General features: G+C 35.3%; 12 protein-coding genes. 8 read left to right on the forward strand and 4 right to left on the reverse strand.

Annotated features, from left to right (window positions below; all coding sequences use genetic code 11):
* The first annotated feature begins 367 nt into the window (after nucleotides 1-367).
* Entirely contained in the window at nucleotides 368-2,074 is a 1,707-nt protein-coding gene (locus tag BGI23_RS03255) for a putative bifunctional diguanylate cyclase/phosphodiesterase (RefSeq protein ID WP_070805206.1), read from the forward strand.
* A 29-nt stretch (nucleotides 2,075-2,103) separates the two neighbouring features.
* Here the strand turns inward: BGI23_RS03255 and BGI23_RS03260 are convergent, their stop codons facing one another.
* Entirely contained in the window at nucleotides 2,104-3,501 is a 1,398-nt protein-coding gene (locus BGI23_RS03260) for an amino acid permease (RefSeq protein WP_049111644.1), read from the reverse strand.
* Between the two features lie 449 nt (nucleotides 3,502-3,950).
* Here BGI23_RS03260 and treR point away from each other — a divergent pair, with 449 nt between their 5' ends.
* From treR to treC, 3 genes are all read left to right on the forward strand, one after another.
* On the forward strand, nucleotides 3,951-4,661 hold the full coding sequence (treR, locus tag BGI23_RS03265) for a trehalose operon repressor (protein WP_070805207.1): 711 nt from the start codon (nucleotides 3,951-3,953) through the stop codon (nucleotides 4,659-4,661).
* A gap of 140 nt (nucleotides 4,662-4,801) precedes the next feature.
* Nucleotides 4,802-6,229 (forward strand): PTS system trehalose-specific EIIBC component, encoded by a 1,428-nt coding sequence (gene treP, locus BGI23_RS03270; RefSeq protein WP_070805208.1) that lies wholly within the window; start codon nucleotides 4,802-4,804, stop codon nucleotides 6,227-6,229.
* A gap of 13 nt (nucleotides 6,230-6,242) precedes the next feature.
* Nucleotides 6,243-7,904, forward strand: a complete 1,662-nt coding sequence (treC, locus tag BGI23_RS03275; protein ID WP_070805209.1) for an alpha,alpha-phosphotrehalase — start codon at nucleotides 6,243-6,245, stop codon at nucleotides 7,902-7,904.
* Nucleotides 7,905-7,935: 31 nt separating this feature from the next.
* Here the strand turns inward: treC and gerKC are convergent, their stop codons facing one another.
* From gerKC to gerKA, 3 genes are read right to left on the reverse strand one after another with little or no spacing between them, the layout of a single operon-like run.
* Nucleotides 7,936-9,060 carry a spore germination protein GerKC gene (gene gerKC, locus BGI23_RS03280; protein WP_070805210.1) on the reverse strand — a complete coding sequence of 375 codons (1,125 nt, stop codon included), beginning with the start codon at nucleotides 9,058-9,060 and terminating at the stop codon, nucleotides 7,936-7,938.
* Nucleotides 9,041-10,147, reverse strand: a complete 1,107-nt coding sequence (locus BGI23_RS03285) for a GerAB/ArcD/ProY family transporter (RefSeq protein WP_070805211.1) — start codon at nucleotides 10,145-10,147, stop codon at nucleotides 9,041-9,043. The genes gerKC and BGI23_RS03285 overlap by 20 nt, the downstream gene beginning before the upstream one ends.
* The gene (gene gerKA / locus BGI23_RS03290; protein ID WP_070805212.1) at nucleotides 10,128-11,630 is read right to left on the reverse strand and encodes a spore germination protein GerKA; all 1,503 of its coding nucleotides are present in this window, start codon (nucleotides 11,628-11,630) and stop codon (nucleotides 10,128-10,130) included. The genes BGI23_RS03285 and gerKA overlap by 20 nt, the downstream gene beginning before the upstream one ends.
* Before the next feature lie 149 nt (nucleotides 11,631-11,779).
* Here gerKA and BGI23_RS03295 point away from each other — a divergent pair, with 149 nt between their 5' ends.
* The 4 genes from BGI23_RS03295 to BGI23_RS03310 all read left to right on the forward strand — a co-directional run bounded on the left by BGI23_RS03295 (nucleotide 11,780) and on the right by BGI23_RS03310 (nucleotide 15,914).
* A complete protein-coding gene (locus tag BGI23_RS03295) occupies nucleotides 11,780-12,436 on the forward strand; it encodes a CPBP family intramembrane glutamic endopeptidase (protein ID WP_070805213.1) in 657 nt (218 codons plus the stop codon).
* A 23-nt stretch (nucleotides 12,437-12,459) separates the two neighbouring features.
* Nucleotides 12,460-13,431 carry a phosphotransferase enzyme family protein gene (locus tag BGI23_RS03300; RefSeq protein ID WP_070805214.1) on the forward strand — a complete coding sequence of 324 codons (972 nt, stop codon included), beginning with the start codon at nucleotides 12,460-12,462 and terminating at the stop codon, nucleotides 13,429-13,431.
* A 157-nt stretch (nucleotides 13,432-13,588) separates the two neighbouring features.
* A complete protein-coding gene (locus BGI23_RS03305) occupies nucleotides 13,589-15,049 on the forward strand; it encodes an alanine/glycine:cation symporter family protein (RefSeq protein WP_070805215.1) in 1,461 nt (486 codons plus the stop codon).
* Between the two features lie 136 nt (nucleotides 15,050-15,185).
* Entirely contained in the window at nucleotides 15,186-15,914 is a 729-nt protein-coding gene (locus BGI23_RS03310) for an amino acid ABC transporter ATP-binding protein (protein WP_074564835.1), read from the forward strand.
* The last annotated feature ends 3 nt before the right edge of the window (nucleotides 15,915-15,917 follow it).

The following is a 15,917-nucleotide window of genomic DNA, read 5'->3' on the forward strand; positions in this document are numbered from 1 at the left end:
TTATTATAATTCAAAAAACATATATAATAATTTTAATTTATCCCGCATTAAAGGGCAGTAAGCCCCCCACCTCAAAATTCAGCGGAAGCAAGGAAGTTAGGCGGAGATCAACACTCCCCACTGATTAAAGTTTCACTTTATATATATGTTCTTGAAGAGTTGTATAGAGTTAGCTATAAGAAACTGCTACGTATAATTGAAAAGGTATTATATTGCTTTTTATTACAAATAATATTATGTTATTTTAATCGGCATATTTCAAAATTTGATGTATGTAAAGGACGATTATTAGGAAATGAAATATCTCTATTTCTATGAAAAGAAACAAGTTGTGTTTTAGTCAGATAGGAAGCAAGGAGAGATGCGCATGCTAGAACAAAGAGGTCATGCATTATATGAATCTTCATTGCGAGATTTAAAGTTAGCATTAGATGAGTCTTCAATTGTTGCGATTACAGACCGAAAGGGTCTTATTACATATGTAAATGATAAGTTTTGTGAAATCTCCAAATATACACGAGAAGAGTTAATAGGGAAAGATCATCGTATTTTAAATTCAGGACATCACCCGAAAACATTTTTTCAAATGCTATGGAAGCGTATTTTGAGCGGAAAAGTATGGAGAGGTGAGATTCGAAATCAAGCAAAAGATGGTACATATTATTGGGTTAAAACAACAATTGTTCCATTTTTAAATGAAAAAGGAGAGCCATATCAATTTATTGCGATTCGAAATGATATTAGTAGTAGGAAAGAAGCAGAACAGAGGTTACGGTTAAGCGAAAGTCGTTATAGGGAGCTTGCGTATCATGATGCTTTAACGAGTTTACCGAACCGTTTACAATTAATAACGACTGTTAACGAATTAATTGCAGATAAAAGAGAGTTTGGTATGATTTATTTTGATTTGGATCGTTTTAAATTAGTAAACGATACGCTAGGTCATATGATAGGAGATTTACTTTTAAGCGAAGTTGCTTCACGGTTGCATTATGTGCTAGGAGAGAAAGATGTTCTGGCTAGGCTGGGTGGCGACGAATTTGTGTTGTTAACAAAAAATCATACACAAGATGAGATGAGGCAGCTAGCGACATCTGTATTGTCATGCTTTCAGGCACCATTTATGCTTGAAGGTCATGAAGTATACATTTCAGCTAGTCTAGGACTGTGCTCATATCCGCAAGATGGACAAGATGTAGAAACTCTATTGAAGAATTCGGATTTAGCTATGTATAGTGCGAAAGAACAGGGGAGAAATGCAGCGTGTTTCTTTACAGGTGAGTTACGTGCGAAAATAAATCGTAGAATGAAAATTGAATTTGCTTTGCAAAAGGCAATTCGTGATGAAGAGTTAGAGGTGGCGTTGCAGCCTATTATTGATTTGAAAACGAAGAAATATACTGGTATTGAGGCTTTAGCACGTTGTTCAACAGAAGAAGGACCGATTTCGCCAGACGAATTTATTCCAGTAGCTGAAGAATCTGGACTTATTATAAAACTAGGAGACTGGGTATTAGAAAAGTCATGCCGCTTGTTTAAAACATTGCCGGAGTATGAAGAAGGATTAAAGTTATCTGTGAATTTATCCATACAACAATTAATGCAAAAGCGTTTTATTATATCTGTACGTAGCATTTTAAGGAGAACTGGTTTTCCTGCGAATCGTTTAATTTTAGAAATAACGGAAAGCATTGCTGTTCGTCATTTTGATTATATTATTGCTACATTACAAGAATTAAGAAATATGGGTATTTTAATTGCTTTAGATGACTTCGGAACGGGCTATTCTTCCTTATATTATTTAAAACAATTACCGCTGGATATAGTAAAAATTGATCGTAATTTTATTCGTGAATTTCATTATGATCACGCACAGCCAGAGCGAACGATTGTAAAATCTGTTATTGAAATTGCTCATAGCTTAAATCTAGCAGTAGTTGCTGAAGGGGTAGAGACAGTAGAGCAAGAAAGTTTATTACAATCTATGGGTTGTGATTATGTGCAAGGATTTTATTATGCGAAACCTTTATCTGTAGGAGAGTTAAAAAAAAAGTTAATTACAGATTTTGAATAAAAAAGAGAAGCGGGTAGCTTCTCTTTTTTTTAATTCATTTTCTGGGAGTTTTTCATTAGTATTGGATAGAGGATAAGACCTAATACGAACAATCCGATTCCTAAGAAGAACGTTTTTAAATCAGCAGTTCCCGTTTTTATAACCCAAATAGAGTATACAAATGCTAATGTAGTGATGATCCCGTCCTTTATTCGAGAACCGGGCATTATATCATACGTTTCTCCTGTAATAACTAATTTGAATTGGTACAGCGTCGAAACAAGGTATGGAATTAAATAAGCTAATGTTGCTACAACGATAGCGAAATTATAAGCTTCTGATACAGTACCAGAAATCGTTGAAAATAAGAAAATTTGCGTCATCACATTTGTAATCAATAATGATTTTGAAGGACTCCCTTTTTTATTTGTTTTTGCGAACAGCTTAGGGAAAAGTCCGTTCTTTGCAGCCTGGTAAGGTACTTCTGAACTAACAACAATCCAGCCCACTGTAGATCCAAATAAAGATACAAGTGCAAGTAGAGCCATGATATAGGCACCTTTATTGCCAATTGCTAAATTTAGTGCGTCTACTAATGGTTTTTGAGACTCTTTTAAAGCATCTTGCGGGAGAGCGCCCATTGTAAGTAGAGTAATTGACATGTAAATAAGAAGAGCGATAATTAATCCAAAAATGGTAGCTTTTTTTACATCGCGCTGAGATTTTGCACGATTAGAAAGCATGACAGCCGATTCAATACCGATGAACGCCCAAAGTGTTGCAATAGCAGCTGAATTGATTTGTCCACCTAAAGAAATGGATTGTCCTGCTTCATTCATAAATGTTTGCCCGTCTCCGAAATTAGAGGCATTGAAAATGAATAATGTGATTACAATAAACATTGTAAATCCAATAATTTTTGCAATAGTAGCAAGAAGATTCATATTTCCAGCACGATCAATATTTTGAGAAAGAATATATTGAATTCCCCATAACATAAGGCTACATACGAGGAACGTTAATCCTTTTCCAAGTTCTAGTGAAAATCCGTTCGTTGAAAAGAGAATTTGCTTACTTTGTAAAACTGGAAAGAATGTTGATAAATATCCAGCAAAGGAAATAATAACAGATGCTGTTGCAGCCCAGTTCGCAGCCCAATATCCCCATGCCATACTATAGCCTGCAACTTTACCCGCTTTTTTTGAAGGGAACATCGCTTGAGCATAGCTTTGTGGCCCCGCTTTTAATTCTGGTTTTCGGATTGCTAAATTTCCAAATACGAGTGCAATCATAAATACGCCAAGTCCTGTAATACTCCATGCAAGTGTAGAACCCATTGGACCTGATACTTGTGCTAAATTCGCTGGGAGCATAAATACGCCACCGCCAACCATATTCCCGATAACAAAAGCTGTTAAAACCCATAATCCCCATTTTTTCGTTTCCATTTTTGTTAACTCCTTTGTAGTAAGATTTGCTTAAACATCATTTTTTACTAGCTTTTTGGCAATAAAAAAAGAGCCATGTAGATAAAAAATACCTACATGGCTCTTCGCCTAACGTAGGTACAACGGGAATAACCCTTGTACCTACGCGTAATTTTTCCGCTAGGTTTCAAGGGTTACGTATGATGATGATGTTTTTGTGCAAATGTAACTACAATTGTTGTATAAGTAAGCATAGTTCTTTGCTCCCTTTCTCCTCTGATTTTGAAGTTAGTATACTACATGTTTTTTTGAATGAAAAGAAAAATATAAAAATTTTTATAAAAATACGTTTTAGAGATTAAATATTTACCTTTATTTTTCCTATACTGGAAAATAAGTGAGAGATTGGCAGAAGAGTGTAGCATGGTATAATACATATAGAACTAGAAGGTGACAAGGGGCTATTGTAGATGATGAGTAAGTATGAACAAATTTATACAGAAATCAGTAATTCTATTGATAATAGGCAATTAAAAGAGGGATGCAAAATCCCATCAGAAACTGAATTAATGAAGCAATATGAAGCGAGCCGCGGTACTGTAAGAAAAGCTGTAGATTTATTACAAGAACGTGGATATGTTCAAAAAATACACGGAAAAGGTGTTTTTGTTTTAAAGCGAAAAAACATTGAATTCAACTTTGGTGGTATTGTAAGTTTCCAAGAAGAAAATGAACGTTTAGGACGCCATTGTATTACAGAAGTCGTGGAAATGGAGAAAGTAAAAGCGACAAAAGAGGTTGCAAAGCTATTAAATGTGAAAGAGAAAACAGACATAGATCATATTAAACGCGTACGAAATATTGATGGAGAAAAAGTAATTTTGGATATTAATCATTTTGTATCGGAATATATTCCTGGATTAACGAGTAAAATTGCAGCGGGGTCCATTTATAAATATATTGAGAAAGAACTAGGTCTTCATATTAGTTACTCACAGAGAGTAATTGAAGTGCAACCATGTACAGAGGACGATAGAAAGTATTTAGATTTAAATGGAACAGATTATGTTGTTGTCGTGAAAAACTTTACGCATTTGTATGATGGAAGTCAGTTCGAATATACAGAATCCCGCCACCGCTTAGATATTTTTCATTTTTCGGATGTGGCGCGGAGAAAATAAGGAGATGGAACGTAATAACGTTTCATCTCTTTTTTTATAAAAAAACGACAAACTCGTATATACGAGTGTTGACTAACTTATATATACGAGTTAATATGTAATTGTAAACGGTATCAAAAAAAGAAAAGAGGGACGGGAATATGGGGAAAGATTATCGTAAAACAGCAGAGGAAGTGTTGCAGTATATTGGTGGGAAAGACAATATTGAACAAGCTGCACATTGTGTGACTAGACTCCGTATCGCTTTAAAAGATGAAAGTAAAATAGATAATGATAAATTACAGTCTGTTTCATTAGTGAAAGGAGCGTTTCATAACGCTGGGATATTTCAAATTGTAATTGGTCCAGGGGATGTAGATCGTGTTTACGCTGAATTGATAACGCTTGCAGGTATGAAAAAATCGACTGTAGCTGATGTAAAAGATTCTGGAAATCAGAAGTTAAATCCAGCGCAAAAGTTTGTGAAAATATTTTCTGATGTATTTATGCCGATATTACCAGCGATCGTAACAGCTGGTTTACTAATGGGAATTAACAATCTATTAGGGGCGAAGGACTTATTTTTTGAAGGTAAAAATTTATTAGATGTGTATCCAAACTTAAGTGGGCTTTGGGATTTAATTAATATGATGGCGAATACAGCATTCGTATTCTTACCAGCACTTGTCGGTTGGTCAGCAACGAAGCGTTTTGGTGGTAGTCCGATACTCGGGATTGTTATGGGATTAATGCTTGTGCATCCAGCACTATTAAACGCGTGGGATTACGGAAAAGCAGCAACTGGTTTAGATGGTCAAAAGATTGAGTACTTCGATATTTTAGGATTATTTCAAATTGAAAAGGTAGGGTATCAAGGACAAATTTTACCTGTTTTAATAGCAGCATTTGTATTAAGTAAAGTAGAAATCTTTTTAAAGAAACATGTACCAAATGCAATTCAATTGTTAGTTGTACCAATTACAACGATTGTCGTAACAGGCGTGTTAGCATTAGGAATTATTGGTCCAGTTACACGTCATATTGGAGATTTATTAACAGCTGGATTAGTAGGTGTATATGAAACAGTACCAGTAGTTGGAGCGGTATTATTTGGAGCATTGTATGCACCACTTGTAATTACAGGTATGCATCATATGTTTATTGCTATCGATTTACAATTAATTGCACAACACGGTGGTACATTCATTTGGCCAATGATTGCCCTTTCTAACATTGCGCAAGGTAGTGCGGCACTTGCGATGTTCTGGATTTCTAAAAATCAAAATGATAAAAGTATGGCATCTACATCAGCAATCTCGGCATATTTCGGTATTACAGAGCCAGCTATGTTTGGTGTAAACTTACGAAATAAATTCCCGTTCTATGCAGCGATTATAGGATCGGCTGTGGCAGCAATATTTATTACGTTAAATGGTGTATTAGCACCTGCTATCGGAATTGGCGGATTGCCAGCATTTATTTCTATCATTCCGAAATCGATTCCAATGTTTATTGTCGGAATGATTATCGCAGTTGTAATCCCATTTACGTTAACGTGGTTATTTGCAAAACGAGTAAAACAGAAGTAGGAGGAAGTTAAACATGAAGGATTGGCATAAAAGTGTAGTTTATCAAATTTATCCGAAGAGCTTTAATAGCTATTACAATAAAGAAACCGGTGATATAAAAGGGGTTACAGAAAAACTAGATTACTTAAAAGAACTCGGAGTAGATTATATTTGGTTAACACCGATATACCAATCGCCACAAAATGATAATGGATACGATGTAAGTGATTACTACCGTATTGATCCATCTTACGGAACGATGGAAGAGTTTGAAGAGCTTTTAGAAGAAGCAAAAGCACGTAACATTGAAATTATGCTTGATATCGTTGTAAATCATAGTTCGACGGAGCATAAGTGGTTTAAAGAAGCGAAGGAAGATAAAAATAGTCCATATCGTAATTACTATATTTGGCGTGATGAAAAAAATAATTGGCAATCTAAGTTTGGTGGGTCTGCTTGGAAATATGATGAAAAGACAGAGCAATATTATTTACATCTATTTGATGAGACACAAGCGGATTTAAACTGGGAAAATGAAAAACTTCGTGAAGAAGTATATGATATGATGCGCTTTTGGCTTGATAAAGGGGTAACTGGATTCCGATTAGATGTTATTAATTTAATTTCAAAAGATCAACAGTTCTTAAATGATGACGGAAGTACGGCGACAAGCGATGGCCGTAAATATTATACAGATGGCCCGCGTGTTCATGAATATTTACAAGAAATGAACCGAAATGTTTTTGAAGGGAAAGAGGTAATTACAGTTGGAGAAATGTCATCTACGACAATTGATAATTGTATTAAATATTCAAACCCTGAGCGTAATGAATTAAGTATGACGTTTAGTTTCCATCATTTAAAAGTTGATTATCCGAATGGTGATAAGTGGACGAAGGCTGATTTTGATTTTATTAAATTAAAAGAGATTATGTCTAATTGGCAAATTGAAATGCAAAAGGGCGGGGGATGGAATGCGTTATTCTGGTGTAATCATGACCAGCCTCGTATTGTGTCACGCTTCGGTAATGATGAGAAGTATAGAAATGAATCTGCAAAAATGTTAGCAACGGCTATGCATATGTTGCAGGGGACACCTTACATTTATCAAGGTGAAGAAATCGGTATGACGAATCCTAAATTCGAGTCTATTGAGCAATATCGCGATGTAGAATCGTTAAATATATACGATATAAAGCTGGAAGAAGGATTATCAAAAGAAGAGATTATCGGGATTTTAAAACAAAAATCTCGTGACAACTCCCGAACTCCAATGCAGTGGAATGAAGAGATGAATAGTGGCTTTACAACAAGTACACCTTGGATTTCAGTGGCTGAAAACTTTAAAGAAATAAACGTAGAGAAGGCATTAGAAGATAAGGAATCTGTATTTTATTATTATAAAAAGTTAATTGAACTTCGAAAAACGTATGATGTAATTACAGAAGGAGAATATGCTATTTTGGATGAAAATGATCCTAAAATTTGGGCATATACTCGTACTACAGAAAGTGAAGTGCTACTTGTTATAAATAACTTCTATGGAGAAGAAATAACGTATTCTGTACCAGCTCATGTTCAATTAGATGGAATGAAACAAGAAGTACTACTGTCGAATTATAAAGATTCCAGCAAGGATATTACAAAACTTAACTTAAGACCATACGAATCAATTGTATATCGATATACGAAATAAAAGGTTGTATGCCTGCGTGGCATACAACCTTTTATTTTAAGACACCACTATACAAAATATTTACGTCTACTTCTGGTTTAAACTTTACTTTTGCATAATCTTTATTCCACTTTTTTTTCTTCCATAAATCAGGATGATACGCGATAAGGTGTCTACCAATCCCAAAAGCATCACAATTTGCTTTTTGTAGTTTATTTGTTATTTTTTTCGCTTCTTTTGTAAGTTGCTTTGATAATTCTTTATTTAGCTTTTTTCTTTCATCCATTTTATAAAGATTATCTCTTGGAGCTTCAAGGGCTATAACTTTTAACTGAAGCTTAATATGAGCATAAACATTTCCTTTTTTATCTGTTGTTATTTTTAAATCTCGTTTTAATTTCCGATTACTCACTTCCATTGTTAAATAGTCAGATGTCTTCTCGGATTCATCGCTAGTAAGTTTTTGAGTTATACGGGCACTTGTTCCCATTTTTCCGGTTAATAATACGAATAAAACAGATTGTTTCAAAGGTAAATGCCCAGTTAATTTATCATTGTTAAATAAAGCTAATCCGTTTGTAATTACTTCTTTTCCTTTTATTTTTATAGAAGGGAGGGTAAAGTCCTTACCGGGATCTAACATTTTTGTAGCAGCTGTTTCTAAAGTTTCTTTTGGAAATACACTCATATCTTCTAAGCTTTTCACTTTTTTCTTTAGAAAATCTCCAATTAGTAAATTTCCTACTTTCTTTTTTTCTAGTATCTCCGATGTTTCACCATCTACTGCAATAAGCTTTACTAAAGCAGTTGGATTTGTTGGGTCCCGAAAGCTGACATCTAAATAGGGTAGTACCCCTTTTTTTAAAATTTTGGTTCCTAGTAATTGAACACCATATTTAAAATAGCGAATATTCCCAGTCACATTTTTTTTTAGGGCATCGCTTGTATCCCTTATGTTATGCCCTGTTGCTGAATGTATTTCATTCTCGAATGAAGATTGTTCTCCACTTGAACTTTTTACGAGCTCAATTGTTTGCTGGAGTTGATTCTCTTCCTTAATATCAGATCCAATACTATAAGCTAACCGTGCTTCCCTTAATGGTTCTTGATCCCAACAGCCGGCAAGGAATGCACTAGTACATAATACAAAAAGTAATTTAACTCTTTTTTTGAACATACTGTTCTCCTTTCTTATTTCTTATTACTGAATAAAGTAGAAATAAAAGAGGGAGGACAACGATGAAAATATACGTGAACTTATCAGTGAAAGTTGAGATTACTTTTAATTCTTCAGGTGTATCTATAAATAAAGCTACACTAAAGGCAATAATACCAACGATTGGGACAGCTTTTTTATGATTAGCAAGATTGAATATATGTCCAATCCCTATAGAAGCAGCGCAGTAATAACTAGCGATAGAAGCTACAACTGTTATCATCCAAATTGGTATGAATAGTAAATCAGTTCGGTCTATAATCCCGATATGCAAGGATCGTAATAAGTAAGCAACTGGTTCTGGAATAAGCTCAATTTGTTTTGGACTAAATACGATAAAGCAAATCCAAACAGTAAAAGTATAAAAAAGGGTTACAAATCCATTCGCGATAGAAATTGCCTTTAGTTTTGCTACAGAACTCCCGTTTACCTTTGGGAAAGCGATAAGAATAATTTCAAAACCATACATAGCTGTAATGGTTTCTTTTGATGCTTGAATAATATTCCACCATCCGGCTTCTGTAAGTGGAAAAATGTAAGAAAAATCAGCCCGTGTAAGCCCCAGTGCAATTAAAAGGGCCATTGGAAAAATGAGAATAGAAGCCATGACATAAAATCGGACGATCACTTTAAACGTATTATAAGCTACATAGCAACAAGCTATTGTAAATAGTATGAGAATTGCGTACCAAGGAGTTGCTTGCAAAATCCATACTTTAATGACATTACAAGCATTCAACATAACCGTCATACCAATAAGAGTAAAGTAAAAAACATAAGCAAAACCTAATAGTTTTCCAAACTTATTACCAAATAGCATACAAACACTTTCATACATATCTGCATCAGGGAATCGTTTTAAGAAAAGCCACATAAGTAAAATAATAAGCTGAATCGCAAGCCCGGCGATGAGCGCGGAAATCCATCCACCACCTTTTGCTATTGGGTGAAGACGGTTAGGCAGGGAAAGTATACCCACTCCAATTTGGCATTGAATAACGAAAAAGGTAAATTGAACTAGCGAAATTTTACTTTGCGTGTTTGTCACCGTCCTCATCCTCTCTCGTTACATGTTGGCGCTGCATTTTTTTCGGTTTTGGATCATGTGGTCGTTCCCAAAATGACCAAATTGGTAGTCTGACAAAAGAATCTTTCATATCTTTAATCCGCATTGGGGCAACAGGAGAAAGATATGGTGTATGAAAAGAATGAAGCTGACATAGGTGAACGAAAGTTATAATGAGACCGAATGATATTCCTACATATCCGAATAGGGCAGCAAGGAGCATTAATGGAAATCGAAGAATCCGAACTGCTGAACTCATATCGTTTGATGGAACGAGAAAAGATGAGATAGCAGTTAAAGCTACAACGATGATCATCGTATAAGAAACAAGTCCAGCTTTTACAATTGCATCCCCAATTACTAAACCGCCTACAATACCAATTGTTTGTCCAACTCGGCTCGGCAAGCGAATACCAGCTTCCCGTAATAATTCGAAAATTAGTTCCATTAAGAGAGCTTCAAAAATAGGAGGAAGTGGTACTTTCTCTAATGAAGCTTTAATTGTATACACAAGTTCGAGTGGCAATACATCAGGATGAAAGGCTACGGTTGCGATATATATAGCTGGTAAGAGAAAAGCAATCAAAAAACTCACTAAGCGAATCATTCGGACGAAAGAACCGACAATCCAGCGGTTATTGTAATCATCTGGTGATTGATAGAAAGCAAATAACGTAACAGGAACGATAAGCGCTGTTGGATCTCCATCAGATAAAATAGCAACTCGTCCTTCCATTAAATTTGCAGCGGTCCTATCTGGACGCTCTGTATTTAATTGCTGCGGAAATGGTGAGAAAGACGTATCCTCTATAAATTCTTGTATATATCCTGGAGGCATAAGTGCATCTGTCTTAATCGTTTCTAACCTTCTTTTTACTTCTGTAACTAAATCGTCATTCGCTATATTTTGCATATAAGCAATTGCCACTTTCGTATGCATTTCTTCACCAAGTGTGAAATATTTAACGACGACGTTTGGACTTTTTATAAGTTTACGAATGGAAGCTAAATTGGTTGCTAAATCTTCTACAAAACCAGTATGTGGTCCACGTACAATGCCTTCATTATCAGGCTCTGCTATATCTCTCTTTAAAGATAAAGCTGTTTCGAAAATACAAAAACTGTCGACTTGTTCATGAAAATATAATGATTTGCCTTGTAATAAAAGTTGCACACCGTAATTTAAATTTGTTTCTTTCTTCATACTTAATGTGGCAAAAGCTTTATCTAAAGACAAATCCGACCGAGTTAATAAAGGCTCAAGAGCTAATTGGTGAATCAAATTTGGGTCTGCTAAAGATTCGATATATAAGATTGTTCCTTTGCCGTTTTGGAAAGGAAGATCTAATTTTTTTATATCGTCTGAATGACAGAGCTTATTTTCGATATAATTAATGTTTTCCGGAAGTGATGGAAACATATGCTTTTGACCCGTACTTTCTTGTTGTTCTTTTTGCTCTGTCATAATTTCCACCTCTTTTAGATAAAGTTACTTCTGTTAATTTTTGCTTTTTGTGAGAAATTTATGCTTGGATTATTTTTGACAAAGTAGCTTGAAAGTTACGTTACGTCATCTTTTATACTATAGAAAATAGGATATAGGGGATGATATAAATGACTTTGAGGTATATGTGGGGATGGAAAGAAGTTTTATATTTATTTATGTTTGTATTTGTTATTGTTCCAGTAACTGTCGAATCCCTTTTTTATAAATATATTTTAGAAGTAATAGGTAACTCACTATATGCTGGAGTATTAATGGGCTTTATAATGGCAGTGATATTTACTACTGTAGTTTATCTTTTTTGTATCAAAAGATATAAACTCTCGTGGAAAGATATTTTATGGACAGTTGGAGCGGTTATTTTCTTAATTGTAGCTAGTATTGCTGTATTAGTGATAATGGAGAAAATGGGTATTTCCTTTGAAAATAGTAAGACGGAGACGGTCCAAAATGATAAATCAATCTATTCATTCTGTATCGCGGTAATTGGAGCAGCAATTATATCACCAATTTATGAAGAGATTTTATATCGAGGTGTTTTTTATACATTTTTTCGTAATAGATATGGCATGCGGGGCGGTATGTTTATCAGTTCCATAATATTTACCGTTGTCCATATTCCAACATATAACACATTACCGGTAAATTTTTTAAGTGGGGTAGTATTTGCTTGGTTATATGAGAAAACAAATTCTATTTTATCGGCTATGATTGCCCACGCATTATTCAATTTCATAGCAGTAATTTTAACATTTATGTCGAATTAAGAAGATATATAGGAGGGATACATATGGAAATAGCTGTAGAACGTATTTTTACGAAAGAGATTTTAAAAAGAGCAGCGAGTTTGTTTCATGTAACAGTGGACGAAAAGCCGCTTGGAGATTTTGAGAATTATATTTTTAAGGCGAAGGGTGATAATGATGAAGATTACGTATTACGTTTAACACATTCTTCTCATCGCTCTAAACAAGAGGTAGAGGCTGAACTAGATTTTTTACGATATGTTGCGGAGAATGGGGCAAAGGTAGCAGGACCTCTTTATTCAACGTCTCGAAATCTTGTAGAAGAAATCGTAACAGAAGATGAAACTTTCTTTTTCGCTTCTTTATTTACATATGCAAAAGGTGAGCAAGTAAAAGGAGCGGAGTCGCCTTATTGGGGAGACGCTTACTTTGAAGCATGGGGAAAAGCGATTGGACAACTGCATCGCCTTACAATGGATTATCCTAAAACAGACTACCGTGATACGTGGGAAGAAGATGAGAGTGGGATTGTTAATGAATTAGAAAATGATCAAGTGAAAAAGATCGCTGCGGTATTAATGGATGAGATAAAGGCCCTTCCAATTGAAAGAGAAACGTTCGGCCTTATGCATGGGGATATTCATCCAGGCAATTTTCATTATGATGGTAAAGAGCTAACAATCTTTGATTTTGATGATGCGGCTTATAATTACTTTATACACGATTTAGCGATGGTTCTTTATTACTCTGTTCTATTTACACCGTGGACAGCGGAAGAGAAGACAGATTTTGCTCGTAAACAATTACAAGTGTTAAGAAAAGGATACGAATATGAACATAAGCTAGAGGATAGTTGGTATGAATCGTTACCGTTATTTTTACGTTTACGCGATATAGGTTTATATGGCACGATCCAAAAGAAGTTTAAAGGGAAAGATATGCCAGATAATTTTCGAAAGTTATCAGAAGAGCTATACGAAAGAATTATAAAAAAAGAAGCAATTGTGAATATATAATACATTCTGTTCAAAACAAAGTATATAAAACAAATATATACTTTGTTTTTTTATACAAAAATATGTTTGTTTTATTAAAATAATATTGTCATAGATTCGGTATACATTTATAATTTTTATATATTCTGAATATTCTTGATAAAAAGGAGGGGGAATATTGGAAGCTTTCGTAAATTGGTTAAATAATATTGTTTGGAGTCCAGCACTTGTTTATTTATGTTTAGGAGCAGGTTTATATTTTTCGGTTCGAACGAGATTTTTACAAGTAAGGCATGTAGGAGAAATGGTGAAGCTGACGTTTCAAGGAGAAAAGTCGGAAGCTGGTGTTTCTTCATTCCAAGCGTTAGCACTTTCGTTATCAGGGCGCGTTGGAACAGGGAATATAGCTGGGGTAGCAACAGCAGTTGCCTTCGGCGGACCAGGAGCTGTATTTTGGATGTGGGCAGTAGCCTTTTTAGGAGCAGGATCAGCTTATGTAGAATCAACACTCGCGCAAATCTATAAGACGAAGCATCAGGGACAGTTTCGCGGTGGACCTGCTTATTACATTGAAAAAGGTTTAGGTGTGAAATGGTATGCTCTAGTATTTGTTGCAGCGACAATTCTTGCAACTGGGCTTTTATTACCAGGCGTGCAAGCAAATAGTATTGCTGTAAGTTTAGAGACAGCTTTTGGAATTAACACTACATTATCAGGGGCTTTATTAGTTGTTGTATTAGCTCTTATCATCTTCGGTGGAGTAAAGAGAATTGTTAACGTAGCGCAAGTTGTCGTACCGTTTATGGCTATTGGATATATTTTAGTAGCTTGTGTTATTGTCGCTATGAATATTGAAAAATTGCCAGAAGCATTTATGTTAATTATAAGAAGTGCGTTTGCATTAGAAGCAGCATTTGGTGGTATTATCGGTTTAGCAATTTCTTGGGGAGTAAAACGTGGTATTTATTCTAATGAAGCAGGGCAAGGAACTGGACCACATGCAGCTGCAGCAGCTGAAGTATCACATCCAGCTAAGCAAGGCTTAGTGCAAGCATTTTCCGTTTACATTGATACATTATTTGTTTGTTCAGCAACAGCATTTATGATGATTATTACAGGCATGTATAACGTATTTGATGCAAGCGGAAAAAACTTTATCGTAAATAAATTAAATGGTGCACAGCCAGGACCGGGATATACACAGGCAGCAGTAGAATCTGTTTTCCCTGGATTTGGAAACGGTTTCGTTGCAATCTCGTTACTATTCTTTGCATTTACAACAATTATGGCGTATTACTACATTGCAGAAACGAATATCGCGTACTTAAATCGTGATAAAGACCGCCCTTGGCTGTCTATGGTACTAAAGTTTGTATTTTTAGGAGCTGTATTCTACGGTTGTATCAAAACAGCAGCAACGGCTTGGGCTTTAGGCGATATCGGTGTAGGAATTATGGCATGGGTAAATATCATTGCGATTTTACTATTACAAAAACCTGCATTAGTTGCATTAAAGGATTATGAAAAGCAGAAAAAAGAAGGAAAAGATCCAGTATTCGATCCAGGGCCATTAGGCATTAAAAATGCTGATTTCTGGGAACATGAATACGGAAAAGATAAGAAAGAAGAAGTATCGTAATGGAATAGAGATGAAAAAGCAAAGGGGAAACCCCTTTGCTTTTTTTATGGGTGAAATGAGGATCAAAGTTATTTTTTTGCTTATTTTTGAATATAAAAAGAATGTACATGCTTTGTTAGGGGAAGGGGGGAGTATGTTGATAGAGTTTCGCAACGTAAATAAATATTATGGCAACTTTCAAGTTTTAAAAGATATTAATGTGCAAGTGAAAAAAGGTGAAGTGGTAGTAGTTGTTGGGCCTTCAGGATCAGGGAAAAGTACATTACTCCGGTGTATAAACCAGTTAGAGTCAATTACAGATGGAGAGTTAATTGTACAAAATACGGAGGTACACAATGCGAAAACAGATATGAATGAATTACGCCGAAATATTGGAATGGTCTTTCAACATTTTTATTTATATCCACATAAAACGGTTCTGCAAAATATTACACTAGCACCTATTAAAGTAAATAAAATTTCAAAAGAGGAAGCTGAGAAAACGGCGATGTTTTATTTAGAGAAAGTAGGAATCCCGGAGAAGGCCAGTGTATATCCACATCAATTATCCGGAGGACAACAGCAAAGGGTAGCGATTGCTAGGGGGCTCGCGATGCAGCCGGAAATTATGCTATTCGATGAGCCTACGTCTGCTCTTGATCCGGAGATGATCGGGGAAGTACTTGATGTTATGAAAACGCTAGCTAAAGAAGGGATGACGATGGTTGTTGTCACGCATGAGATGGGATTCGCGCGGGAGGTAGCCGATCGGATTTTATTTATGGATGATGGCAAAATCATTGAGGATACAACACCGGCACAATTTTTCGCAAGTCCTGAACAAGAAAGAGCGCGTCTATTTTTAAGCCGAGTGTTAAACCATTAAAGG

This window comes from Bacillus sp. ABP14 (genome assembly GCF_001831375.1).
GTDB lineage: Bacteria > Bacillota > Bacilli > Bacillales > Bacillaceae_G > Bacillus_A > Bacillus_A paranthracis.